This window comes from Roseovarius halophilus (ex Wu et al. 2025), assembly GCF_047086965.1.
This window is the reverse complement of the sequence record NZ_JBKOTX010000070.1, coordinates 1-25,400: the sequence shown is the minus strand read 5'-3', so window position 1 is coordinate 25,400 and position 25,400 is coordinate 1. Positions and strand designations below refer to the sequence as shown.

General features: G+C 65.7%; 21 protein-coding genes and 1 pseudogene. 6 read left to right on the top strand and 16 right to left on the bottom strand.

Features of this window, described 5'->3' with window-relative positions; genetic code table 11:
- The 5 genes from ACH107_RS15185 to folD form a co-directional block, all read left to right on the top strand.
- Window positions 1-550, top strand: a 550-nt coding sequence (locus ACH107_RS15185) for an acetate--CoA ligase family protein (RefSeq protein ID WP_412506563.1), incomplete at its 5' end; no start/stop codon positions are given.
- Window positions 547-1,332, top strand: a complete 786-nt coding sequence (locus tag ACH107_RS15180; protein ID WP_412506562.1) for a carnitinyl-CoA dehydratase — start codon at window positions 547-549, stop codon at window positions 1,330-1,332. The genes ACH107_RS15185 and ACH107_RS15180, both read left to right, overlap by 4 nt.
- A 111-nt stretch (window positions 1,333-1,443) precedes the next feature.
- Window positions 1,444-5,745 (top strand): choice-of-anchor I family protein, encoded by a 4,302-nt coding sequence (locus tag ACH107_RS15175; RefSeq protein ID WP_412506561.1) that lies wholly within the window; start codon window positions 1,444-1,446, stop codon window positions 5,743-5,745.
- Between the two features lie 267 nt (window positions 5,746-6,012).
- Complete coding sequence (locus ACH107_RS15170; RefSeq protein ID WP_412506560.1) at window positions 6,013-7,689, top strand: formate--tetrahydrofolate ligase; 1,677 nt, start codon at window positions 6,013-6,015, stop codon at window positions 7,687-7,689.
- Window positions 7,690-7,767: 78 nt separating this feature from the next.
- On the top strand, window positions 7,768-8,685 hold the full coding sequence (folD, locus tag ACH107_RS15165) for a bifunctional methylenetetrahydrofolate dehydrogenase/methenyltetrahydrofolate cyclohydrolase FolD (protein WP_412506559.1): 918 nt from the start codon (window positions 7,768-7,770) through the stop codon (window positions 8,683-8,685).
- A gap of 62 nt (window positions 8,686-8,747) precedes the next feature.
- On the opposite strand, the gene ACH107_RS15160 is transcribed toward folD, so the two are convergent.
- The 16 genes from ACH107_RS15160 to ACH107_RS15085 all read right to left on the bottom strand — a co-directional run bounded on the left by ACH107_RS15160 (window position 8,748) and on the right by ACH107_RS15085 (window position 24,683).
- Window positions 8,748-9,182, bottom strand: a complete 435-nt coding sequence (locus ACH107_RS15160) for a PaaI family thioesterase (RefSeq protein WP_412506558.1) — start codon at window positions 9,180-9,182, stop codon at window positions 8,748-8,750.
- Window positions 9,183-9,285: 103 nt separating this feature from the next.
- Window positions 9,286-9,948, bottom strand: a complete 663-nt coding sequence (gene pdeM / locus ACH107_RS15155; RefSeq protein WP_412506557.1) for a ligase-associated DNA damage response endonuclease PdeM — start codon at window positions 9,946-9,948, stop codon at window positions 9,286-9,288.
- A 38-nt stretch (window positions 9,949-9,986) separates the two neighbouring features.
- Window positions 9,987-12,401 carry a ligase-associated DNA damage response DEXH box helicase gene (locus ACH107_RS15150; protein WP_412506564.1) on the bottom strand — a complete coding sequence of 805 codons (2,415 nt, stop codon included), beginning with the start codon at window positions 12,399-12,401 and terminating at the stop codon, window positions 9,987-9,989.
- 70 nt (window positions 12,402-12,471) lie between these two features.
- Window positions 12,472-13,782, bottom strand: a complete 1,311-nt coding sequence (locus tag ACH107_RS15145) for an ATPase (protein WP_412506556.1) — start codon at window positions 13,780-13,782, stop codon at window positions 12,472-12,474.
- Window positions 13,783-13,922: 140 nt separating this feature from the next.
- The gene (locus ACH107_RS15140; RefSeq protein WP_412506555.1) at window positions 13,923-14,417 is read right to left on the bottom strand and encodes a prepilin peptidase; all 495 of its coding nucleotides are present in this window, start codon (window positions 14,415-14,417) and stop codon (window positions 13,923-13,925) included.
- A gap of 20 nt (window positions 14,418-14,437) precedes the next feature.
- The gene (locus ACH107_RS15135) at window positions 14,438-15,295 is read right to left on the bottom strand and encodes a tetratricopeptide repeat protein (protein ID WP_412506554.1); all 858 of its coding nucleotides are present in this window, start codon (window positions 15,293-15,295) and stop codon (window positions 14,438-14,440) included.
- Between the two features lie 30 nt (window positions 15,296-15,325).
- A complete protein-coding gene (locus ACH107_RS15130; protein ID WP_412506553.1) occupies window positions 15,326-15,874 on the bottom strand; it encodes a tetratricopeptide repeat protein in 549 nt (182 codons plus the stop codon).
- A gap of 13 nt (window positions 15,875-15,887) precedes the next feature.
- Window positions 15,888-16,874, bottom strand: coding sequence for a type II secretion system F family protein (locus tag ACH107_RS15125; protein WP_412506552.1), 987 nt, complete (start codon window positions 16,872-16,874; stop codon window positions 15,888-15,890).
- A 12-nt stretch (window positions 16,875-16,886) separates the two neighbouring features.
- Window positions 16,887-17,855: a type II secretion system F family protein gene (locus ACH107_RS15120; RefSeq protein ID WP_412506551.1), complete on the bottom strand. Its 969-nt coding sequence runs from the start codon at window positions 17,853-17,855 to the stop codon at window positions 16,887-16,889.
- 5 nt (window positions 17,856-17,860) lie between these two features.
- Window positions 17,861-19,309 (bottom strand): CpaF family protein, encoded by a 1,449-nt coding sequence (locus ACH107_RS15115; protein ID WP_412506550.1) that lies wholly within the window; start codon window positions 19,307-19,309, stop codon window positions 17,861-17,863.
- A gap of 18 nt (window positions 19,310-19,327) precedes the next feature.
- Entirely contained in the window at window positions 19,328-20,566 is a 1,239-nt protein-coding gene (locus ACH107_RS15110; RefSeq protein WP_412506549.1) for an AAA family ATPase, read from the bottom strand.
- A 248-nt stretch (window positions 20,567-20,814) separates the two neighbouring features.
- Window positions 20,815-21,483, bottom strand: a complete 669-nt coding sequence (locus ACH107_RS15105; protein ID WP_412506548.1) for an OmpA family protein — start codon at window positions 21,481-21,483, stop codon at window positions 20,815-20,817.
- Between the two features lie 16 nt (window positions 21,484-21,499).
- Window positions 21,500-22,921 carry a type II and III secretion system protein family protein gene (locus ACH107_RS15100; RefSeq protein WP_412506547.1) on the bottom strand — a complete coding sequence of 474 codons (1,422 nt, stop codon included), beginning with the start codon at window positions 22,919-22,921 and terminating at the stop codon, window positions 21,500-21,502.
- Between the two features lie 195 nt (window positions 22,922-23,116).
- Window positions 23,117-23,995: a Flp pilus assembly protein CpaB gene (gene cpaB / locus ACH107_RS15095; protein WP_412506545.1), complete on the bottom strand. Its 879-nt coding sequence runs from the start codon at window positions 23,993-23,995 to the stop codon at window positions 23,117-23,119.
- A 131-nt stretch (window positions 23,996-24,126) separates the two neighbouring features.
- Window positions 24,127-24,312, bottom strand: coding sequence for a hypothetical protein (locus ACH107_RS15090; protein ID WP_412506544.1), 186 nt, complete (start codon window positions 24,310-24,312; stop codon window positions 24,127-24,129).
- Window positions 24,313-24,503: 191 nt separating this feature from the next.
- Window positions 24,504-24,683 carry a Flp family type IVb pilin gene (locus ACH107_RS15085; protein ID WP_412506543.1) on the bottom strand — a complete coding sequence of 60 codons (180 nt, stop codon included), beginning with the start codon at window positions 24,681-24,683 and terminating at the stop codon, window positions 24,504-24,506.
- 354 nt (window positions 24,684-25,037) lie between these two features.
- Here ACH107_RS15085 and ACH107_RS15080 point away from each other — a divergent pair.
- Window positions 25,038-25,400, top strand: a pseudogene (locus tag ACH107_RS15080) (hypothetical protein); the annotation flags it as partial.

The window sequence follows — 25,400 nt, the reverse complement described above, 5'->3', positions numbered from 1 at the left end:
GGCGACGCCGGCCGAGGCTGCCGCGCGAGCGGCCGAGATCGGTTTCCCGTGCGTGCTGAAGGGCACCGGCGCCGCGCACAAGACGGAGGCGGGGCTGGTCGCGCTAGGTCTGGCCGATGGCGCCACGGTTGCAGCGGCGGCCGAAGGCATGGATTGCGGCGCGTTCCTGATCGAGGAAATGATCTGGGACGGCGTGGCCGAATTGCTGATCGGCGTGACGCACGACCCGGCGCACGGGTTCGTGCTGACCCTTGGCGCCGGCGGGACGCTGACGGAGATACTGGACGACAGCGTGTCGTTGCTGCTGCCCGTGCGCGCGCCCGAGGTGGCGGCCGCGCTGGCCGGGCTGCGGATCGCGCCGTTGCTGGCGGGCCATCGCGGCAAACCGGCGGCCTGTCGGGATTCCATTGTCGCGGCGGTGATGGCGCTGCAGGCGTTCGTGACGGCCCATGCCGGGCCGTTGGAGGAAGTGGAGATAAACCCGCTCATCTGCACGCCCGACCGTGCGGTTGCGGCGGATGCGTTGATCAGGACCGGAGAAGAGACATGACGGAAAGCCCCATCAGGACGGAACGGCGCGGCCACGTGCTGGAGGTGACGCTGGACAGGCCGAAGGCCAACGCGATCGATCTGGAGACGAGCCGCATCATGGGGCAGGCCTTCAAGGCGTTCCGCGATGACCCCGAGCAGCGCGTGGCGGTCATTACCGGCGCGGGGGACAAGTTCTTTTGCCCCGGCTGGGATCTTAAGGCCGCCGCCGGCGGCGACGCGGTGGATGGCGATTATGGCGTCGGGGGGTTCGGCGGCCTGCAGGAGATGCGGGCGATGAACAAGCCGGTCATCGCCGCCGTCAACGGGATCTGCTGTGGCGGCGGTCTGGAATGGGCGCTGAGCGCGGACATCATCCTTGCCGCCGACCACGCGCAATTCGCGCTGCCCGAGATACGGTCGGGCACGGTGGCGGACGCGGCCAGTATCAAGCTGCCCAAGCGCATTCCCTATCATATCGCGATGGAGATGCTGCTGACCGGGCGTTGGCTGGATGCCGAGGAGGCCGCCCGGTGGGGCCTCGTCAACCATGTCTATCCGGCCGGTGACCTGATGACGGAAGCGCGCGCCCTGGCGAACAGGCTGGCCGAGGGGCCGCCGCTTGTTTATGCCGCGCTGAAGGAGATCGTGCGCGAGGCCGAGGGCAGCCCCTTCCAGGACACCATGAACCTTGTCACGCGGCGCCAGCTTGCCGCGGTGGATGCCCTCTACGACTCGGAGGATCAGGCCGAGGGCGCGCGCGCCTTTGCCGAGAAACGTGACCCGGTCTGGAAGGGAAAATAGCCGTGGTGGCAGGCCGGGCCGTTACAAAACTTTAGCACGTCCGTCATTTTCCAGTGACGTGCCGCCGATAGCGGGAGGGGTATCCGAATTCCTAAATGACAGGGTACACCCATGTTCACACTTCAGCTGCTGCACGCGAATGACCTCGAAGGCGGCGTCGAGGCGCTTGACAGCGCGCCCAACTTCGCCGCGATCGTCGATACGCTCGAAGACACGCAGGAAAACACCATCCTGCTGTCGGCCGGTGACAATTACATTCCCGGACCGTTCTTTTCGACCGCGGCTGATTTCTCGATGGGCGGCACTCTGACCGATGCCTACACGCGCCTGTTTGACGAGGTGACGGACGAAGACCTGACGGACGAAGACCTGACGGACATCACGCTGGACCTGGGCCGCGGGGGCGGGCGCGTCGATGTCTCGATCATGAACATCCTCGATTTCGACGCCTCGGCTGTCGGCAATCACGAGTTCGACCCGGGCACCACCGCATTCTCGGAAATCATAAACGCCGAGGGTGGCGAAGGTGTCATCGAATGGGTCGGCGCGTCCTTCCCGTACCTGACGTCGAACATCGACTTCTCGGGGGACGGGGCGCTTGGCGGGCTGTTCACCGACGAGATCCTCGATTCCGGCGCTTACGACGAATCGCTGGCCGATCTTGCCGCGGGCAATATCGGGCCTGCGATCGCCCCGGCGACCACGATCGCCCTTGCCGAGGAAAACGTCGGTGTCGTGGGCGCGACCACGCAGTTGATCGAGACGATCTCGTCCACCGGGGGCACGAACGAGATCACGGGTGGCGTCAACGACATGGCGGCACTGGCCGAGGTCATCCAGCCGCAGATCGACGCGATGCTGGCCGACGGTGTCAACAAGGTCATCCTGACGAGCCACCTGCAGCAGATCGAGCTTGAAAAGGAGCTCGCCGGCCTGCTCAACGGCGTCGACATCATCATCGCCGGCGGGTCCAACACCCTGCAGGCGGATGACGAGGACCGGCTGCGCGACGGCGACGAGGCCGCCGAAAGCTATCCCTTCGTGACCGAGAATGCCGACGGCGACCCCGTGGCGCTCGTGTCGACGGACGGCGAGTACAGCTATCTCGGCCGCCTTGTGGCCGAGTTCGACGAAAGCGGCGTGCTGATGCCCGAAAGCATCGACGAGACGGTTTCCGGCACATTCGCCACCGACGAACAGGGCGTTCTGGACGTCACCGGCGAGGCTACGCTGGACGCCGCGCTTGCCAACTCGGCCAAGGCCGATATCGTCGAGGACCTCACAAGCGCCGTTCAGGCCATCGTGGACCAGGCCGACAGCGTCGTTTTCGGAGCGCATGACGTGTTCCTTGACGGTCGCCGCGAAACCGTGCGGACAGAGGAAAGCAACCTCGGCAACCTGTCGGCCGATGCCAATCTCGCCGCGGCGCGGGAAGTGGACGACACGGTGATGGTGTCGTTCAAGAACGGCGGCGGCATCCGGGCCGAGATCGGGTCGGCCACGGATACCGGCACCGATGCCGGCGACGGGCTGCTGTCGCAGCTGGACCTTCAGAATTCCCTGCGCTTCGACAACGGCCTGACCATGGTGACGCTGGCCCCAGAGGGGCTGCTGATGCTGCTGGAGCACGCGGTCGCCGACACCGATACCGAGGCCGGCAACACGCCCGGCCGTTTCCTGCAGATTGGCGGGTTCCGCGTCAGCTTCGACGAGGACGGCGCGGCGCAGGAGCTGGTGACCGACGAGGCGGGCAACTACGTCGTCGATCCCGACACCGGGATGCCGCAGGTCGCCACCGAGGGCACGCGCATCGAGACCGTTTCGCTGGTGGACCCGGCGACGGGCGAGGACATCGTCATCGTCCGTGACGGCGCTCTGACCGGGGCGGCGCCCGAAAGCGTCCGCATGGTCACGCTGAACTTCCTCGTGGAGAACAACGGCGACGGCTATCCGTTCCAGGAGCTCGCGTCCGACATCACCTACCTCACGCGGGACGGCGGCACGACGACCGACCCGGAGGCCGAGGATATCCTAGGTGAGCAGGAAGCGCTCGGTGACTACATGGCGGCGAATTTCCCGGATGCGGACACCGCCTTCGCGCGGGGCGAAACGGACGTTTTCAACGATGCCCGCATCGTGCAGCTTGCCCGCAACGGCGACGTTGACCGTATCCTGCTGGACGAAGAAGCGCCGGGGCTCGGCATTTCGGTGGTAAACGAACTGGTTGCCGACGGGACCGAGGCGGATGCCGGCGACTCGGAGGTCGTGTCGGCCGAGGACGGCATCGCTTACGTGACCAATGGCGCGCAGGACCGCGTTGACGTGTTCGACATCGCCAGCGGCGACAAGCTGGACGATTTCGACCTGTCGGTGATCGAGGGCTTCGACGGCGTGCAGTCGGTTGCCGTCAAGAACGGCCTCGTGGCCGTGGCGGTTGCCGTGACGCCGGAAGACGCGAACGGGCAAGTGGCGCTGTTCGACACGGACGGCACGCTGCTGAACACCGTCGAGGTGGGCAACCTGCCCGACATGGTGACGTTCACCCCCGATGGGGGCAAGGTTCTGGTGGCCAACGAGGGCGAGCCGCTTGACGAGACTGACCCGCTTGGCGGCGTGTCGATCATCGATGTGAGCAACGGCGCGGCCGAGGCGCAGGCGGTGACGCTGGATTTTACGGGCTTCGACGGGCAGGAGGACGCGCTGCGCGAGGCCGGCGTTCTGCTGGAGCCGGAGAAATCCGTGTCCGAGGATCTGGAGCCGGAATACATCACCGTGCTGCCTGACGGCGAGACCGCGTGGGTGTCGCTGCAGGAGGCCAACGCCTACGCGGTGGTCGATCTGGTCAACATGGAGGTCAGCGACATCCGCGGCTTCGGTCTTGTCGATCGGTCCGAGGAAGGGTTCGAGCTGGACGCGTCGAACGACGACAACGCGATCAACCTGCAGAACTACGACAACCTCTTCGGGATGCGGCAGCCCGATGCCATCTCGGCGGCCGAGATCGACGGCACCACCTACATCTTCACCGCCAACGAGGGCGACGCGCGCGACGCCACCGAGGCGGATATCGAGGATCTGGAGCTTGACCCCGAAGCCTTCCCGAATGCCGATATTCTCCAGCAGGAAGAAAATCTCGGCAAGCTGGAAGTGCGCAGCGACCTGGGCGACACCGATGGCGACGGGGATTACGACCAGCTGTATCACTACGGGGCGCGGTCGTTCACCATCTATGACGAGGCCGGAGAAGTCGTGTTCGACAGCGGGTCGCAGTTCTCGCAGCTGGTGGCCGAAATCCGCCCCGAGCTGTTCAACGAGGACGAGGGCGAGTTCGACGGCCGGTCGGACAACAAGGGCGTCGAGCCCGAAGCGGTCGCCGTGGGCGTCGTGGAAGGCACGCATTACGCCTTCATCGGGCTGGAACGTGACAGCGGCGTGATGGTCTTTGACCTGAGCGATCCGTCCAGCCCCGTCTTCGACCAGTACATCGCGGGCGATGCGACCGGCAACAACGGGCCGGAAACCATCGATTTCATTCCCGCGTCGGACAGCACCAGCGGCCTTGCGCAGATCGCCGTGGCCTACGAGGGCGACGATACCGACACCGCCTCGGACAGCACGGTGGTCTTCGAGCTGGACAACCTGTCGGTGGACAACTCGGCAACCGGTCGGACGGACGCGCCGGATACGCTTGTGGGGGATGAAGGCGACGATATCCTCGGGGCCGGTCCCGGTGACGATCTGGTCAACGGCAATGGCGGCAACGACAGCCTTGGTGGCGGCTTCGACAACGATGTCGTCAACGGCGGGGCCGGCAACGACACGATCGGCGGTGGCTTCGGTGACGACGCGGTGTCCGGCGGCGCCGACGATGACTTCGTCAACGGCGGCTTCGGGACCGACCATGTGCTGGGCGAGACGGGCAACGACACGATCGGCGGCGGCGGCCAGAACGACACCGTGCTCGGCGGTGAGGGCGACGACCTGATGGGCGGCGGCACCGGCATGGACCTCGTCTCGGGCGGTCTGGGCAATGACAGCCTTGGCGGCGGCGAAGGCAACGATACCGTGACCGGCGATGACGGGGACGATTTCGTGGCCGGCGGCGGCCGTGACGATCTGGTCGATGGTGGCGCGGGCGACGATACCGTCAATGGCGGCAATGGCGACGACACCATGACCGGCGGCGACGGTGATGACATGTTCGTGTTCAACACCGTGAAGGCCGGCGAGGTCGACATCATCACCGATTTCGAAGACGGCACCGAGGCGCTGCGCCTTACCGGTGTCACCTTCGACGACCTGTCGATCACCGACGGGGAGGACGGTGCCGAGGTGGCGCTTGCGGGTCATACCATCGTGCTCGAGGGCGTATCGGCCGCGGACCTGTCGCAGGACGATTTCATGTTCCTGTGACCCCGACCCGGCGCCTGTCGGGATAACGGTAAGAGGGGCAGCGCCACGGCGCTGCCCCTGCGTGTTTGGCGGGGTCCGTTCGCGGTGTCGCGGGCTTATGGGCGGCGCCGGTTTCATGTGCCTCGAATATGTTTCCGATCAGAAACCCGGCTGCGACAGCCCGCCGCAAGCAGGTCCGGATGTGTCGGATTCGCAATTTGTGTACCGCTGCGGACCGGATATAGCCAAGGCACGCAACCCGCCCGGCGGCCACCACGAGGAAACACGATGAGCCATAAATCCGATATCGAGATCGCCCGCGAAGCCAACAAGAAACCCATCCAGGAGATCGGTGACAAGCTTGGTATTCCCGGCGAACACCTGCTGCCTTACGGCCATGACAAGGCGAAGGTCAGCCAGGACTACATCAACACGGTGAAGTCCAACGAGAATGGCAAGCTGATCCTTGTGACGGCGATCAACCCGACGCCGGCCGGCGAGGGCAAGACAACGACGACGGTCGGGCTGGGCGACGGTCTAAACCGGATCGGCAAGAAGGCGATGATCTGCATCCGCGAGGCCAGCCTTGGGCCCAATTTCGGGATGAAGGGTGGCGCCGCCGGCGGCGGCCGGGCGCAGGTGGTTCCGATGGAGGACATGAACCTGCACTTCACGGGCGACTTCCACGCGATCACCTCGGCGCATTCGCTGCTGTCGGCGATGATCGACAACCACATCTACTGGGGCAACGAACAGGAAATCGACGTGCGGCGGGTCCAGTGGCGCCGGGTTGTGGACATGAACGACCGCGCGTTGCGGCAGATCACCTGCTCGCTGGGCGGGGTGGCCAACGGGTTCCCGCGCGAGGGCGGGTTCGACATCACCGTGGCCTCCGAAGTCATGGCGATCCTGTGTCTGGCAAGCGACCTGAAAGACCTTGAGGAGCGTCTCGGCGCGATGATCGTCGCCTACCGGCGCGACCGCACCCCCGTTTACTGCCGCGACATCAAGGCCGAGGGCGCAATGACCGTTCTGCTCAAGGACGCGATGCAGCCCAACCTCGTGCAGACGCTGGAAAACAACCCGGCCTTCGTGCATGGCGGGCCGTTCGCCAACATCGCGCATGGCTGCAACTCGGTCATCGCGACGCAGACGGCGCTCAAGACCAGCGATTACGTCGTGACCGAAGCGGGCTTCGGCGCCGATCTGGGGGCCGAGAAATTCATGAACATCAAGTGCCGCAAGGCGGGCCTTTCGCCGTCGGCCGTGGTCGTCGTGGCCACGGTCCGTGCGATGAAGATGAACGGCGGCGTGGCCAAGGCCGATCTCGGCGCGGAGAACGTCGAGGCCGTCAAGGCCGGGTGTCCGAACCTTGGCCGGCACATCGAGAACGTCAAATCCTTCGGCGTGCCCGTGGTGGTGGCGATCAACCATTTCGTCAACGACACCGAGGCCGAAGTGCAGGCCGTCAAGGACTATGTCCGGGAACACGGCGCCGAGGCGGTGGTGTCGCGCCACTGGGAACTCGGCTCGGAAGGGTCGGAAGGGCTGGCGCAGAAGGTCGTCGAGATCGTCGATGGCGGCAGCGCGAATTTCGGCCCGCTCTACCCCGATGACATGCCGCTTTTCGAGAAGATCGAGACCATCGCGAAACGCATCTACCGCGCCGACGAGGTGCTGGCCGACAAGAAGATCCGCGACCAGCTCAAGCTCTGGGAGGAGCAGGGATACGGCAACCTGCCGGTCTGCATGGCAAAGACGCAGTACAGCTTCTCGACCGACCCCAACCTGCGCGGCGCCCCCACGGGGCACAGCGTGCCCATCCGCGAGGTGCGCCTTTCGGCCGGGGCGGGGTTCGTGGTCGTCGTCTGCGGCGAGATCATGACCATGCCGGGCCTGCCGTCCAAGCCCGCGGCGGAAAACATCCGTCTCGGCGACGCGGGCGAGATCGAAGGCCTGTTCTGAAACCGGGCCGGGGCGACCCGGCCCGCATTTTGCGCAGGGCGGGCCCGGCTCCGCCTTGCCCGACCGAGAGGAAACGTAATGACGGCGCAGATCATCGACGGCAAGGCGTTTGCCGCAAAAGTGCGGGAAAAGGTTGCGGCCCACGTGGCGCGGCTGAAGGATGACCACGGCATAACGCCCGGCCTTGCCGTGGTTCTGGTGGGCGAGGACCCGGCCAGCCAGGTCTATGTCCGCTCGAAGGGCAAGCAGACGGTCGAAGCCGGGATGAACTCCTACGAACACAAGCTCGATGCCGACACGTCACAGGCCGATTTGCTGGCCCTGATCGACAAGCTGAACAATGATCCGGCGGTGCATGGCATCCTGGTGCAGTTGCCGTTGCCCGATCACATCGACTCGGACCTCGTCATCAACGCGATCAATCCGGCCAAGGACGTGGACGGGTTCCACATTTCCAACGTGGGCCTGCTGGGGACGGGGCAGAAAAGCATGGTGCCCTGCACGCCGCTTGGCAGCCTGATGATGCTGCGCGACCACCACGGCAGCCTGTCGGGCATGGACGCGGTGGTGATCGGGCGCAGCAACATCGTGGGCAAGCCCATGGCGCATCTTCTGCTGGGTGACAGCTGCACGGTGACGATCGCGCATTCGCGGACCAAGGATCTGCCCGGCGTGGTGCGTCGCGCCGATATCGTGGTGGCCGCGGTGGGCCGGCCGGAGATGGTGACGGGCGACTGGATCAAGGAAGGGGCCACGGTGATCGACGTGGGCATCAACCGGATCGAGGCGCCCGAGAAGGGCACCAACGAGGATGGCAGCGTCAAGACCCGGCTGGTTGGCGACGTGGAGTTCGAAAGCGCCAAGGAGCGCGCGGGCGCGATCACGCCGGTGCCGGGAGGCGTCGGCCCGATGACGATCGCCTGCCTGCTGGCCAACACCGTGACGGCCTGCTGCCGGGCGAACGATCTGGCGGAGCCCGAGGGCCTGACGGCCTGACGGCCGGGCAAACAGCCCGTTGATGCCATCGCGACACAACCCCGGGCCACCGCCCGGGGTTCTCATACGGGCGGCACGGGCATCATTGTACCGGTCATCAGCGCCACATGGGTTTCCACGCCCTCGACCAGCGCGAACACGTCCGACTGCACGATCACCAGCCGCCGCCCCGGCTTGACGACGCGCCCCCGCGCGATCAGCCGCTCGCCACGGGCGGGGGCCAGCAGGTTGATCTTCATCTCCGTCGTCAGGACCTCTTGATCCGGGGGCAGGATGCCGAGCGCCGCGTACCCTGCCGCGCTGTCACCGATCGCGAAGGTCAGCCCGGCATGGGCGTAGCCGTGCTGCTGGCGACTGGTTTCAAGGATAGGGGCCGTGATCTCGACGCGGCCTGCGCCGACATCCGTCAGGCGCGCGCCGAGCGTCGCCATCATGGATTGCGCGGCGAAGCTGCGGTGAATGGCGCGCGCCGTTTCGGGGCTGAATTCGGTCGTCATCGGCATGTCCACCATTGCGAGAATGTTCCGACACTAGGCGGCGATCCGGGGAATGTGAACTCCGGCCATGCGCCAAATCGGATCGGGGCGGCCGGGCGCCGGGTCAGCGCGGCATCGGCAGGACATGAACGGCCGGGCCCGTCATCACGGCAAGCGCCTCGGGCCGCATGAGCCCGGCAAGCGCAGGATCATGGCTGTAAAGGCCCCCGGTATAGGTGCCGTAGGCCGGCAGGATCACGCGGTCGGCGTCGATCAGGAAGGCAGCGCGCGTGACCGGCCCGGCGCGCGTCCTGACCCTGACCTTGGGATGATAATGTCCCGAAAGTTCCCCGCTGCGGCCGGGTTGCGCGATGTGCCGGAAAACGAGCGGGGGCAGGGGCAGTTCCGCCAGATGGGTGCCGGCCATGCTGACCGGGCCCGGATCATGGTTGCCCTCGATCCAGACCCACCGCCGCCCCGCCTGCAACGCGGTGATCCAGAGCTTTTCGTCCTCGGGCAGGGCCTCGGCGGCGTCGCGGTCATCGAAACTGTCGCCGAGGCAGACGACCGTTTCGGCCCCGGTGCGGCGCAGGTCCTCTTCGAGGCGGGCCAGCGTGTCGCGTGTCTCGTAGGGGGGCAGGGCCGCGTCGCGCAGGCGCGCCTGCCGCTCGGACTTGCCAAGGTGCAGGTCCGACACGCAGAGGAGCCGTTGCGCCGGCCAGTGCAGCGCGCCCGACCCGAGCGCCCTGAGCACCGCGCCCGCAAGAGTGAAATCGTGCCCGTTCATGCCCTGGTCTTTCCAGCTTGGCCCGGGCGTTTCAAGCCTCAGCTTGCCAGCCCGGCCGTCTGCATCAGCTTTTCTGTCTCCTCTGCCAGCAGCCGTTCCCGTGCCGCGCCATCGACCGGGGTTCGCCCGGCCTCGAGGAACAGTGGCGCGGCAAGGGGCGTGACCCGGGGCAGGCGCAGCAGGTCTATCCGGTCGCCGATGCGGTCGAGCATTTCGTCGATCCTGCCGAAGTCGATCAGCCCGCTCATGGCTTCCTGCCGCGTGATGTCCAGCAACAGGTGCCCGGGATCGTACTTGGCCAGCGTGTCATAGATGATGTCGGATGACATGGTGGCCTGCCGACCCGACTTGCGCGCCTGCGGCGCGTTGCGCTGTATGAGCCCGGCGATGGTGGCCGAGGCGCGGAACGTGCGTTTCATCAGCGCGTTGCCGCCCAGCCATGTGTCCAGCCCGTCGCGCAGCGCCTGCCGGTCGAAAAGCGCCGCCGCGTCCGTCAACGGCTCAAGCCCCCAGATCAGCGTCGCGTAATCCGTCGCGACGAAGCCCAAGGGCGCCAGCCCGGTCTCCTCCATCCGCTTGGTCAGCAGCAGGCCCAGTGTCTGCTGCGCGTTGCGCCCGGCAAAGCCGTAGATGCAGGCATGTTCCCGCCCCGCGTGCGGGAAACTCTCGATCAGCAGGCGACCGGCCTGCGGCAGGCGTGACAGGTCGCGGTGCAGGTGCAGCCAGTCTCGCGTGTGGTCGGGAAGCTCGGGCCAGTCGTCTTGCGCAAGCATCCGCAGAATCCGGTCGGAAAGCTGCGTGGAAGTGGCGAATTTCGTCCCGGCGAAGGTTGCGATCTTGGGCGTCCGGCCCGGATCACGGCTGACCTGTACCGTCATCTCGCGCAAGGACTCGAACCGCACGATCTGGCCCCCGATCAGGAAGGTGTCTCCGGGGCTGAGCGCGGCGGCAAAGCCTTCCTCGATCTCGCCAAGGGGTTTGCCGCCCCGGTTCCGGTGCATCCGCACCTTGAGCAGGTCGCTGTCCTGTATGGTGCCGATGTTCATCCGGATGAGCCGGGCCGCGCGCGGGTCGCGCAGTTGCCACAGGCCGTCCGGCCTTTGTTTCAGGCGTTGCCACCGGTCATAGGCGCGCAAGGCATAGCCGCCCGTCGCGCAGAAATCGAGGCAGGCGTCGAATGCGGCGCGGGACAGATCGGCATAGGCGCCGGCGCCTATGACTTCGGCGAACAGCGCGTCGGCGTCGAACGGCCCCGCGCAGGCGCGGATGAGGATGTGCTGGCACAGCACGTCGCGCGGGCCGGGGCCGCGCGGCGCGCCATCCAGATCACGGGCGCGCACGGCCTCGAGCGCGGCGCGGCATTCGACCACCTCGAAGCGGTTGGCGGGGACCAGCAGCGCCTTGGAGGGCGCGTTGTAGCGGTGGTTGGCGCGGCCGATCCGCTGCACCAGCCGCTTGACGTTCTTGGGCGCGCCGATCTGGATCACGAGGTCCACATCGCCCCAGTCGATCCCCAGATCGAGGCTGCCGGTGCAGACGACCGCGCGCAGGTCGCCGCGCTGCATTGCGGCCTCGACCCGCTCGCGCTGGCCACGGTCGAGCGAGCCGTGGTGGATGCCGATGGGCAGCGCGTCCTCGTTGGCCAGCCACAGATTATGAAAGAAAATCTCGGCCTGTGCCCGGGTGTTGTGGAAGATCAGCGTGGTCCTGTGCCGCCGCACTTCGTCCAGAACGGCAGGGATGGCGTGGGCCGCGCCCCCGCCCGCCCATGGCGGCGGCGCGGCGGTGTCGAGCATGGCGATGTCGGGGTCCGGGCCCGGTTCGGCATTGATGATCCGGCAGGGCGCGGGGTGCGGGGCGAGGAACCGGGCAATGGACTCGGGGTCTTCGACCGTGGCCGACAGGCCGGCGCGGCGCAGGCCGGGGCAGAGCGCCTGCAGACGCGACAGCGCCAGCATGAGCTGGTCGCCGCGTTTCGATTCCGCCAGTGCGTGAATCTCGTCGATCACCACGCGCTGAAGGCCGGCGAACATGCGCGGCGCGTCCTCGTAGGAAGTCATAAGCGCGAGGCTTTCTGGGGTCGTCAGCAGGATGTCGGGGGGGGCGACGCGCTGCCGGCGCTTGACATGGGCCGAGGTGTCGCCGGTGCGATCCTCGATTCGGATGGGCAGCGCCATCTCGTCAACCGGGGTGCGCAGGTTGCGCTTGATGTCGGCGGCGAGGGCCTTGAGCGGCGATATGTAAAGCGTATGTATCGCGTCGGCATCAAGGGGGTGGGTCGCGAGCTCGGCCAGCGTGGGCAGGAAGCCCGCCAGCGTCTTGCCCCCGCCAGTGGGCGCGATGAGCAGGGTCGCCGGATCGTCCGCGCGGTCGAGCATCTCGTGCTGGTGCGGGTGCAGCGACCAGCCGCGCGCGGTGAACCAGTCGTGAAATTCGGACGGAAGCGCAACCATGCCGGCAAGGTAGGGCGGCGCCGCGCCGAAGGAAAGAACCCGGTGGTGCGGCGCCGCGCGGCCCGTCAATTCAGTGCGCGATATCCTCGTCGCGGACGAACATGTTCGCCCATGCCCGGTCGATCAGCTCCGGCGTCATCTGGTAGGGGATGCCCTCGAATTCGCAGATGGCCATCATCTGGTCGATCAGGAAGACCGGCTGGTAGTTGGCGTAGACATTGTCGATGGTGGGGTATTTCGCCTTGAGCAGATGCACCAAGGCCCCCTCGTCCAGCGGCATTCCCTTCTTGCGCGCGACCATCGCGAAGATCTTGAGGAAATCCTCCTGACAGGGGCCGTCCACCTTGATCTTGTAGAAGATGCGGCGCAGGGCGGCCTTGTCGAAGATCTCGTTGGGGTGGAAGTTGGTCGAGAAGATCACCAGCGTGTCGAACGGTACCTCGAATTTCTCGCCCGATTGAAGGGCGAGGATATCCTTGGATTCCTCCAGCGGGACGATCCAGCGGTTGATCAGGCTCTGCGGGGATTCGGCCTGACGGCCGAGGTCGTCCACGATGAAGATGCCGCCGGTGGATTTCAGTTGCAGCGGCGCCTGATAGGTGCGGGCGGTGGGGTTGTAGACGAGGTCGAGCATTTCGAGGCTCAGCTCGCCCCCGGTGATGACGGTGGGCCGTTCGCACCGCACGTAACGTTCATCGAAGGTGCGCCGCCGCCGCAGCGCGTTGGGATCATCCTGCTGCGCCTCGGCCTTGGAGTGCACGATCGGGTCGTAGACCGTGATGACCTGCCCGGCATACTCGATGGCGCGCGGGACGTATATCTTGTCCCCCATCGCGTCGCGGATGCCGTTGGAGATCGACGATTTGCCGTTGCCCGGCGGCCCGTACATCAGGATCGACCGGCCCGCCGACACGGCCGGCCCGAGATGGTCAAGCAGGTTGTCCGGCAGGACAAGATGGCCCATCGCGCTGGTCAGTTCCTCGCGGGTGATCTGGATGTTGCGGATTGACTGCCGCTTGACCTGTTCGCGGTAGACGTCCAGCGGCACGGGCATGGCGCCGAAATATTCCGATTGCGACAACGCGTCGAGCGCGCGGGACTTGCCCGCCTCGGTGAGTTGATAGCCCATCTCGCCGCCGGAATTGGCGTTGAGCGTGCCGGTGGCCTCGACAAGGGTCTGCTGGCGGGCCATGTCCACGATTTCCTGCGTGATCGCGCGGGGCAGGCAGACGGCGGTCGCCAGTTCCGACACGAGGTCGAGGTTCTTGCGGAACATCGTCTTGAGCACGATGTCGCGCATCATCACGATGGGCAGTTGCATGTCTTCGAGCCGCGAGGGCGGCGGGGGCGCCTGGACGCCGGTGCTGGCTTGCATGTTCATCGGGGTGACCTGCCGGTTGGTGTTGCCAGTTGTCGCGGGCCTGCCCGGCCCGCGCGCTTCGCCGCGAGGATGGGGGCAGAAAATGCGCAAATTAAGGAAAGGATCGGGCAGAGGCGCGGCGTGGCGCGGCGCGGCGCGCCTCAGCTTCCGTATGCGACGCCGAGCCCGAGATAGAGGACAAGCGTTCCGCCGAGCGCGAACCCCATCGGGAATTTCTTGCCGCGCGACCAGCTTTCCCAGTGGGGGGCCATGCGGCGCAGGGGCGAGTACATGGCGATGCGGTGGGTGACGAAGGCGCCCAGCAGGCTGGCCGCGAAGATCACGCAGACCAGCGTGAGATCACCCAGTGCCACGAACGGGGCGGCGGCGGCGGCGAACTTGGCGTCGCCCGCGCCCACGAGCCCCGCCGCATTGGCCACGATCCCCGTGATGAGCACGACCACCAGATGCGTCAGCCGCCACGGATAGTCGGCCAGCGGCAGCGCGACGAGCCCGACAAGCACGAAGATGGCAACCAGCGTCATGACGGCCGTGTTGGGGATGCGCATGGCGCGCAGGTCGCTCCAGATGACCCAGAGGCAGACCGGCACGGCAAAGGGCAGGAACCAGAGCGCCGCGGTAGAGGTGATGTGCATCCGTCGACGCCTTCCGCGTGCTAGTTGGTCAGGTTGCCTTCGAGCGCGCGCAAGCTGCGGGCGGCGGCCTCGAAATGCTGCGGATGGGTTTCGATCGCGTCGCGCAGCAGGCCCTTGCCGATACTGGTATCGCCCTGCTTGATGGCCGACAGGCCGAGCGTGTGAAGAAGCTGGGCGCGTTCGACCTGCGAGGCGGGGATGACGGGCAGCGCGTATTTCTGCTGGGCCCCGCGGGCCATGACAAGGTTGTTCTTGGCCGTGAACATCGTGTCGTCCTGCCGGATCGCGTCGGAAAACAGCCGTTCGGCCGCCGCGTAATCGCCGCGCGTCAACTTGGAGTAGCCCCAGTTGTTCATCACGCCCGCCGGACGAGTCGTCAGGCCGATGGCGGTTTCGTAGAAACTGTCGGCCTTGTCCCATTCCTCGTTGCTGTCGGCGACCATCGCCTCGAGGCGGTAGCGCTTGAACGTCTCGAAGGTGGGGGGGATGGCGTCGAGCACCTCGTCGGCGCGTTTCCATTCGTTGTTGCGGATCAGCGCGTCGGCGTAATCGACGCGGTCCTCGTTCGTGGCCTCGGCGTGATCGACCACGCGCTTCCATGCCGGCACGGCCTCGGTATGGCGCTTGGCCCGTATGAGGGATTTGGCCAGACCGCGCTGCAGGTCGATCCGGTCGGGGTTCTCGCCGGTGGCGCGCTGGAAATACGAAACGGCCTCGTTCGGGTCCGCCACGGTGAGCATCACGTCGTTGAGGTTGGTTTCATCGACGACGTTGACGCCCTGAAAGGCGCGGTCGACGTCATCGCCCGTTTGCGTGTCACAGGCAGACAGGGCCATGACACCGGTGGTGCACAGGGTGATGAAAACGCGGTGGCGCATGTCTGCGTCCTTTTGCTGCTTCTGCCTCGGTCATGGTATCTCGCGGATCAGGTAGTCGCTGCTGCCCCGCCGTACCAATTTGTAGCCTTGTTCGTTGCCGCCAGCATAAAGGGATTTTTGCGATTTTGCGAGGGCCAAGCGCAGATTGTCGCGAATCGCGTCACTTTCGCCATCGTCGAGCGCGTAGGCCCGGCGAAACACCTGTTCGGCCTCGGCGGTCTCGCCCTGTTCCATGAGGATGACGCCGAGGTTGTTCCACGTCTCGGGGGTGGCGTCTTCCTTGTCGACGGCGTCGCGCAGCAGTTTCTCGGCGGTACCGAGGCGGCCCAGATGCAGATGGGCACTGCCGAGCCCGGCCATCACGTCGGCCGTCATCCCGTGGTCGAGCGCGGCGCGCGAAAAGGCGTCGATGGCCAGTTCGTATTCCCCGGCGGCCACCAGCCTGTGCCCCACGACAAGCCCGTCAACCGCCTCCCCGTCGCGCGCGGTGCCCGGGGCGAAGGGGCCGTCGGGGGCCGGGGCGGGGCCGCAGGCCGCGACGGCCAGCGATGTCATGAGAACGGCCGCCAGACGTGCCATCCGGTCCTTTCCGTTACTGGCCGGCCATCGAGAAGAGCTCCATGATGCCCAGAACCGACGGGCCGACGAGGATGATCAGCAATGCGGGCACTGTAAACATCATCGTGGCCAGTGTCATCTTGACCGGGATCTTGTTGGCCTTTTCCTCGGCGCGCATGACACGTTTGTCACGCATCTCGCCGGCATAGACGCGCAGCGCCTCGGCGATCGAGGTGCCGAAGGTCTGCGACTGGACCAGGACGGTCACGAAGCTGGAGATGTCCTGCACACCGCAGCGATCGGCCAGATCCCCGAAAACCGAGGGCTTGTCGCGGCCCGCCTTGATCTGGTGCGCGACGATCTCGTATTCTTCGGCCAGCGCGGGGAAGGAGGCGCGGATTTCCCGGGAGACGCGGATGATCGTCTGGTCGAGGGATTGCCCCGCCTCGACGCAGACAAGCATCATGTCGAGGCTGTCGGGAAACCCGTCGGCGATTTCTTCCTGCCGTTTCTGCTTGCGCTTGGTCACCCAGTACTTGGGCATGACATAGCCCACGGCGCCGGGGCCGAGGATGTACATCATGGTCTGCTGGGTGCTGGTTTCCTGATCGGACAGGAAGAACAGGAAATACAACACGCCGAGGATCAGAAGCCCCATCCCGAGGGCGAATTGCGCGAAGTGGAAATAGCGTACCGAGTCGCGGTGCCTGTAGCCGGCCTGCATCAGCAACAGCCGGACCTGCGAAAGCTCCTTCTCGTTCTGCGGTTCGAGGAAGGTGGCGTACTTGTCCAGCTTCTGGTTGCGGTTGCCGGCCCGCAGGTTCTTTTTCTTGGGGCTGTCGTCGGTCTTGGCGCCCGACGAGGACTGCTTTAGCTTCTGCAGCGGGTCGTTCTTGTCGCGGACGATGATCGGGATCGTGAGCAGGATGAGCAGCACGCCCAGCACGCCGATGACGATCATTGGGCCGAACGGGCCGAGCGTGTCCGTCAGGAAGGTCGGGATCCGGCTTAGGAATTGCATTGTCTGGCCTCCTCAGACCTTGATCGTCACGAGCGCGCGCATCACCACGAGGTTGAGCACGAGCAGCGCCCCGACAACGATGCAGGCCGGGATGAAGTAGGGGTGTTCCATCGCCTTGTCGTAATAATCGGGCTTGATCACCTGTATCCCGACCAGCGCGAGCAGCGGGAAGGCCGACAGGAAGTTGCCGGACCATTTCGCCTCGGCGGTGATCGCCTTGACCCGCCGGAACAGGCGGAAGCGCGCGCGGATCACCTTGGCGAGACCGGCGAGGATCTCGGCGAGGTTGCCGCCCGATTGCTGCTGGATCGTCACGGCGACGGCGAGGAAGCGCAGATCCTGCATGTCGAGCCGTTCGGCCATGTCCTTGAGCGCGTCGCCCACCTCGCGGCCGTAGGCGGATTCGTCGGCGATGATGCCGAACTCCGTGGCGAGGGGGTCGGCGACCTCGGTCGCGACGATGGACACCGCGGCGGAGAACGGATGCCCCACGCGCAGCGACCGCACCATCAGCTCGATCGCGTCCGGGAGCTGTTCCTCCAACAGGGCCATGCGCTTGCCGGCCTTGAAGTTGATCCAGGTGAACACGCCGCCGACCCCCATGGCGACGGCCACCGCGCCGCGTACCGGCAAAGAGGTCGCCGTGCCCACGGAAAGGGCGATGAAGGCCAGCAGGCTCAACCCGCCCATCAGCATGACCAGCTGCCGCGGCGTGAACGCGATCGCCGCCTTCTGCGCCTTGTGCGACAGGATCGAGTAGAGCGGTATCTTGCGCGCTCGAAGATGCTGGGACATCTCCTTGCGCAACTGTTCCATCACTTCCTGACGGTTGCCCGACTTGTCGAGCATTTCCAGCCGGCGGTTCACGCGGCTGTTGAGGCTGATCGATTTGCCGAACACCGTGAGGTAGACCCCCTCGACGAGGACCAGCACACCGATGAAGATCAGCCCGTATATTATCGGTTCGGCGCTCACGGTCATGGTTGTTACTCCGCCTCGGTGGGTTCGTAGATGCCCGGCGGCAGGTCATAGCCCCACAGCCGGAAGCGTTCGGAATAGTTGGACCGCACGCCCGATCCCGTGAAATGGCCGATGATCTTGTTGTCCGGGCTCATGCCCATGCGCTGGAAGCGGAATATCTCCTGCATCGAGATCACGTCGCCCTCCATGCCGGTTATCTCGGTGATCGAGGTCATGCGGCGCGAGCCGTCCTGCAGGCGGCTGGCCTGCACGATCAGGTTGACGGCCGAGGCGATCTGGCTGCGCACGGCCTTGAGCGGCATCTCGATCCCGGCCATGGCGACCATGTTTTCCAGCCGGGCGATGGCATCGCGCGCGTTGTTGGCGTGGATCGTCGTCATCGAGCCGTCATGGCCGGTATTCATGGCCTGCAGCATGTCGATCACTTCCTCGCCGCGGGTCTCGCCCACGATGATCCGGTCCGGGCGCATCCGCAGCGCGTTCTTGAGACAGTCCCGCGGGCTGACCTCGCCCTTGCCCTCGACGTTGGGCGGGCGGCTTTCCATCCGGCCGACATGGGCCTGTTGCAGCTGGAGCTCCGCGGTATCCTCGATCGTCAGGATCCGCTCGGCATTGTCGATGAAGCTCGACAGCGCGTTGAGCGTGGTCGTCTTGCCCGAGCCCGTCCCGCCGGACACGATGACGTTGAGGCGGCAGGCCACGGCCGCCTGCAGGTAGGCCGCCATTTCCTCGGAGAAGGCGCCGAACCCCACAAGGTCGTCGATGCCCAGCTTGTCCTTCTTGAACTTCCGGATCGAGACGAGCGAGCCGTCCACGGCGATCGGCGGGACCATCGCGTTGAAACGCGAGCCGTCGGCAAGCCGCGCGTCCACGTAGGGGTTGGATTCGTCCACGCGGCGGCCGACCGCGCTGACGATCTTGTCGATGATCCGCAGCAGGTGCTTTTCATCCTTGAAGGTCACGTCGCTGAGTTCCAGCCGCCCCGACCGCTCGACGAATATCTTGTGCGGCCCGTTCACGAGGATGTCGTTGACCGAATCGTCCTGCAGCAGCGTTTCCAGCGGCCCGAGGCCCTTGACCTCGTCGTAGAGTTCCTGCGTGAGCGTCGAGCGGTCCTCGCGGTTGAGCACGATGCTCTTTTCCTCGAGGACCTCGGCCGCGATCGAACTGATCTCGGCGCGCAGGTCGGCCTCGGACGCGCTGTCGATCGCGGCAAGGTTCAGGTTGTCCAGCAGCGCGCGGTGCAGGTCCAGCTTGATCTCGGCCAGCCGTTCCTTGCGCTTGCGTTCCTTGTCCTTGGGCGCGGGGGCGGCCGCGGCCTTCTGCGCTGGCTTGCGCAACGATTCCGCCTTGGGCGCCGCCGGCTCGGGCCCGGGCGCGGGCGCGTCGGGGGCCTCGGGCGTCTGGGCGGGCTTCACCGGGGTCGCGTTGGATTTCTTGTAGCGTGAAAACATCTTTCGCCTTTTTTCGGGTTACGCGGCCTCGGCGTCGGTCTTGCCGAGCGCGTGCAGCGATCCGGCAAGACGGGCGATTTCGCGGCGCAGCGGGTTCTTGGGGGCCGCCACGGCCAGCGGTTGGCCGTGATCGGCGCTGTGCGGGACTTGCCGGCCACCATCGGGAAGCTGGACCTCGATTCCGATTTCCAGGCTTTCGGCCATGCGCTTGACCCGCGCCTTGCCGTTGAGATCGGTGAACTTGGGCGCGCGGTTCATGCAGAAGCGCAGCTTCTCCACGGGTAGGTCCTCGGACTGGAGCGCGCGCTTCATGCGCAGCGCGTTCTGCGCCGAGCGCATGTCCAGTTCGAGCGTGGTGAAGTACACCTGCGCGTTCGTCAGCACGGTTTCCGTCCACTGGACGAGCGTTGTCGGCATGTCGACGATGACATAGTCGAAATGGTTCCGCGCAAGATCGAGCACGCGCGTCACGTCCTCGGGGGTGATCATGTCGAGCGGCAGCACATCGCTGGGCGCCGTCAGAACCCAGAGCTTCTGCTCGTAGCTTTCGAGGGCCTGCTTGAAGATGTCCTCGTCCATGCTTTCGGTGTCCGACCACAACTCGTAGACGACCTCGCGCCGGGGCAGGTCGAGGAACGTGGCCGCCGACCCGAACTGCAGCCCGAAATCCAGCAGGCAGACGCGCGGCTGGTCGCCCTTCTTCTCGACGTGGGCCAGTTCCCAGGCGAGGTTGACGGCAAGCGTCGTCGCCCCGGTGCCGCCGGCCAGCCCGTGCACGGCCAGCAAGACACCCTCGGCGGGGGCCTTTCCGCCGGCAAACGGGGCGCTGACGGGCTCGGCGGCAGGTTCGGGCTGCCTGAGCCGGTCGATGGCGGCCTGCAATTCGTTTTCCGGCAGGGGATAGGGGACGAATTCGTTCGCTCCCTGCCGCAACAGTCGGTGCAGGGCGGCGGGGCTGATATCTTCGGCGATGAGGATCACGTTGATCCCCTTGGCGCGGGCCACCGAGATCACCTCGGCCACCATCCCGACGTCGTCCTCGTCCGTGTCGTCGATCGCGATGGCGACGAATTCGAGGGATTCGGCCTCGGGCTGGTTGAAGAAGGCCAGAGCTTCGGCGAAGCCCAGATCGCCCCAGTGTTCGCCCAGGGCGATTTCCATGTCCTCGATCAACAGGTCGAAATTCTGAACGTCCCTGCTGATCGTGCATGCCGTGATCGGGCTGGGATCAGGCTGTTTTGTCGCACTACTCGTCATCTTCTATACGGTCCTGTTCATGGTCGCAAGACGGGCCGGGGCCGCGGTGGCCCGCCCGTTTTCCGGGCGCTTCGAACGGCGCGGGGGACGTCGTTGCCATGCTCCGAATGTTGCCGATGAACTGGGCAACATTTGGGCCAAAAAATCATTTTTGTGCGATGTGCCTGAACAAAAAGGAACCCGCGACGGCGCGGGTTCAAGGGGACCGGCCGGTGCCGGACAGGGAGAGTTTCACCGAACGCGCACGGTCATTCCTGCGCCCCGGCCCCGGCGCCGCCGCCCTCGTCGGTGGCCATCTTGATCGTCGAGGCGGGCGCGGCGCTGCCGACGTATTCGCGGTAGACCACCTCGGCGTATTTGCCGTCCATGATGATGGGGTGCGAGCGGACGAAGCCGGAGACCTCGGTCACGGTGCGGCGGTTGCGGCGCTCGCGGCCCTGTGTCACGACCAGCGGCTGCGTTTCGCCGTAGGACACGACCGCTTCGAGCCGCGCGCGGCTTATCCCCTGGCTGACAAGGTAGTTGACCACCGTGTCGGCGCGACGTTGGCCCAGCCTCTTGTTGTAGCGGTCCGAGCCGACGAGATCGGTGTGGCCGTAGACGCGGAACCTGACCTCGGGGAATTGCCGGATCCAGCGGGCCTGTTGGCGCAGCGTCTCGCGCGCGCCGGGGCCCAGCCGGGCGGAGTTGAAATCGAAATTCACGGTGCTGTCGATCTCGGCGGCGAACCTTGTCGCCAGGTCGCGCGCGTAGCCCTTCTCGCCGGTCATGACCATCTGGTTGTTCATGTTGGCATCGCCGAAGGCGCCGCCGTCGGCCAGTGCGCCCGCCTCGCTGAAATATGAGCGGTAAACCTCTCCCTGCTGGGAACAGGCGGCCAGCGCGACAAGTCCCGCGGTTGCCAGAAGGTGCCTCATTTTGTCCGCCTTTCGCTCATTCCATCACGTAGCCGTAGGAGCCGTTGAAATCCTGCTTGGCGACTTCACCCTCGGCGCCCTGTTGCTCATCCGCGCTGCGCGCGACCCGGCCGTTCAGGAACAGGTCCTTCTCGTTGGGCAGCCGGACCCTGTCGGTGGGCAGCGCCAGCGCCTCTCCCCGCGTGGGGGTCACCAGATGCGCGGTGATGATGATGACCAGTTCGGTCTGGGACCGCTGGTAATCGGCACTGCGGAACAGCGCGCCCAGCACCGGCACGTCGCCCAGCCACGGCACCTGGCCGTTGTTGTCGCGGAAATCGTCCTGCAGCAGGCCGGCGATGGCGAAACTCTCGCCGTCGCGCAGCGCCACCGTTGTCGAGGTGTCGCGGCGGCGGAAGGCGTCAACCTGCGTCCCGTTCACGTTGATCCCGTTGGCCGCGTCGATCGACGACACCGCCGCGCCCATTTCGAGGTTGATCACGCCCTCGTCCACGACGCGGGGGACGAAATTGAGCTCGACGCCGAAGGGCTTGAACTCGATCGAGATCGTGTCGCTGTCCTGTGCGACGGGCACCGGGTATTCCCCCCCGGCGAGGAACTGCGCCTCCTGCCCGGACAGGGCGGTGAGGTTGGGTTCCGCCAGCGTGCGCACGACGCCCTTGGTTTCCAGCGCTTCCAGCAGGATGCCCACCTCGACGGAGCCGACATCGAACCCGAAGGAGAAGGCGGCGTTGTTGTCGTTGGCGGCGGGCACCGACCCGCCGAGCGTGTTCAGGATCCCATCCTGCGTGTTCGTCGTGTTGGTGCCGCCGATCACGCCGAGGCCGTTGCCGCTGCGCCCGTCGACCGACAGCGAGGAGGACAGCGCCTTGGACACGCTGCGCTGCATTTCCGCGAAGCGCACCTTCAGCATGACCTGCTGCTTGCCGGAAACGGACATGAGGTTGGAAACGCGTTCGGGCGCGTAGCGTTCGGCAAGGTCGAGCGCGCGGTCCATCCGCGCGGCGCTGGACACGGTGCCCGACAGCACGATGCCGTCATTGGCCGACCGCACCTCGATCCCCTCGTCGGGCAGGATCTGCCGCAGTCTTTCCTTGAACTCGGATATGTCGCTGGTGACGTGCACCTCGACATTGGTGATCAACCGGCCCGTGCCGTCCAGCAGGGTCAGCGTGGTGCGCCCGGGCGCCTTGCCGAGCACGTAAATGGTGCGGTCGGACAGCGTCGAGAAATCGGCAATCGCCGGGTTGGCGATGCTCAGTTCGGCGAAGGGCACATCGCTTTCGACGACAACGGCCCTGTTCATCGCGATGCTGAGGTCGCGCGCGGTGCCGTTCCGCACGATCTGCAATGTCTCGGCCAGTGCGACGCCTGAAAGGGGCCCTGTCACAAGGACGGCCCCGGCCAGCACGGCCTTGAGGAAACCAGCGATTTTCATGTGACCTGCCTTTCCGATCACGCCTCGTTTGCCGGGTCTTCGTGCCCGTGTTTGGAAACACTCTGCGCCAAGTCCGACATTTTTTCAACATTTGAAGCGAATTCCGGGATTTTATCGCGTCTTGTGGCCAAATGGCTGCGCGAAAAAAGGACGCCCTGCCGGGCGCCCTTGACCGCCATGCGCGGTGGCGCGCCCTCAGTTGGTGCACGGGATCCGGCTGATGACCACCTCGGCGCCGCGGCGCGTGCGGATCGTGCAGACCTCTTCCTTTTCCTTCGGCTGCTTCTCGACGACCTGCTCCTGTTCGGTGATGCCCAGCAGGCGGCGCTGGTCGATCTCGATGGTGTCGGCGACGGTGTCGTCGTCGGCGCCGACCAGTGACAGGGACAGACGGCCCGTCGATTGCGCCTGCGCGAGCGCGGCAACCTGTTGCGGCCGGGCCGCGACCGTGACGGTGCGGGGGACGACGGCCTCGGAGAAGTCGCCGCCGGCCTTCTGGTCCACCGCGATGACCTCGACGCGGTTCTCGATCAGTTTCGTCACCTCGCCGCTGGAATTGCCCTCGGTACGCAGGTCGTCATTCCCGAGCGTGCCGGTCCAGTAGACATCGACCTGGTTGCCGGGGCGCAGGAAGCCCGAGACGGCACTGGTGGCATCGACCTTGACGGTAAAGGCGCGCATTCCCCGCTCAAGGCGCGCGGAAATGCCGGCCTGTTCGCCCGGCCCGGTGACCTTGACGGCCAGAACGGCCTCGTTTTTCTCCATGTTGCGCAGGGCCGCCCGGGGGGCGTCGGCGCCCTTGGGGAAAAGCTCTTCCTCGGCGGTGAACACGCCCTCGGGCAGCGAGTTCTGGGGGAAGGCCACGAGGCGGACATCGTCCGGCGTGACCGCGTCGCCGTAGGCGAGGGCGCGCTCGGCGACATAGACATCGACCGTTTCGATCTGCGGGGCGCGTTGGGACCGTTCATAGGCCAGTTGCGCGCGGGTCTGCTGGATGTAGCCCTTGGCCATGTAGACGGCGGTGCCGGCCAAGCCGAGACCGACCAGGAGAACCAGTCCGAATACCAAACGCATGGCGTTTCCTTTCGCGGTTAGTGTACCGTCGCATCGTGGCTTTCACGATTCATGCAGGCAACATACCCGGGGATTGTGGCGAAATGTGGGTGGACGGATGGTGGTTTCACGCACCGGGTGACGTCGCGGGTTCAGCGCACGGGGCGCGATGATATGTTGCTTTGCGTGGTTTCGGCCGCGTCCGTGACGCCCCGTTCGGTCGCGAGGTAGCCCGTCCCCGCGAGCACGGTCATGGCGGCGGTCAGCACGACCCAATCCGTCGTCGTTGCGCCATTTTCGTTGTCGCGGAAGCGTCGAATGAGAGCTTTCAAGCCCATGGTGCTCAAACCTTTCCGTGGGGCCGCTTGGCGGAAGTCGGACGTGGCGCTGGTGCCGCGGTATTGAAAAAGAGGTTTTCGCAATGACGCCAGTCGGCAGCGATTGGCGACGGGGCGGAACCACCCCTGAATGACAAGGGCCGCAACGGTGTCGCTGCGGCCCTTGATCTGGTCAAATCTCAGGGTCGCGCTTAGCGGACGGTTTCGTCCGCGACGCCCGAGCTGATCGAGCTGGCCAGCGTGTTGACGCCGCCTTCGACGGTTGCCACGCCGGCAACGCCCAGGCCGACGATGGCCGCGGTCAGAACGACCCAGTCAACAGTCACGGCGCCGTCTTCGTCTTTGCGGAAGTTTTTGATGAACTTGATCATGGTTGGTCCCTCCATAGGATCGGTTTGCTCAGGTTTACAACCGGTCTGACAGTTCGTTGGGCCGCCTCTCTCTTGGCCCGCTGCCGTCGCGGTATGGGAGGATATAGCCACTCAATTCAGGCAGGAATTTGACGCGATTGAAGCCATTTTCGTGATAATCAAACAACTATCGCGATTGGTGGTCAAGCTACTGAAATTAATATAATAAAATTCGAAATTAAGTGGTTGGACAGACCGACTCAAGGTTGATTCTGGCGATTCCGGCGCAATCGGGTTTCCGCTGCCCCGACAAAGCTGGAATTGCACCGCGACTTTTGCGATATTCGACGGGTGAGGCGAAAAAAAGCAGGCCCGATGCCCCGGATATCCAGTCTTTTGCGCTTGGCCATGTGGCTGGTCGCACTCGTGCCGCCGGCCGCGGCGGCGGATGATCCGCCGCCCTTTCCCGATTTCACCTTCAAGATGGGCAAGCCGCCGGAGCCCGGGGAAACGCCCCGCATCACCGTTCAGATCACCCCGGATGATCCGGCGGCGGAAACAGGGGCGTCGGCGCCGGACGCGCGCACCGATGCGCCGGCGCTATCGTGGTTCTGGGCGGCGGTGCCGACCGGGCAGGAGTCGAATTCCTACAATTACATGACCGCGCGCATTTTCATTGATACCGACGCCACGCCGGTCGTGCGCGAAAGCATCGACAGCGGGGCGACATGGAGTCCC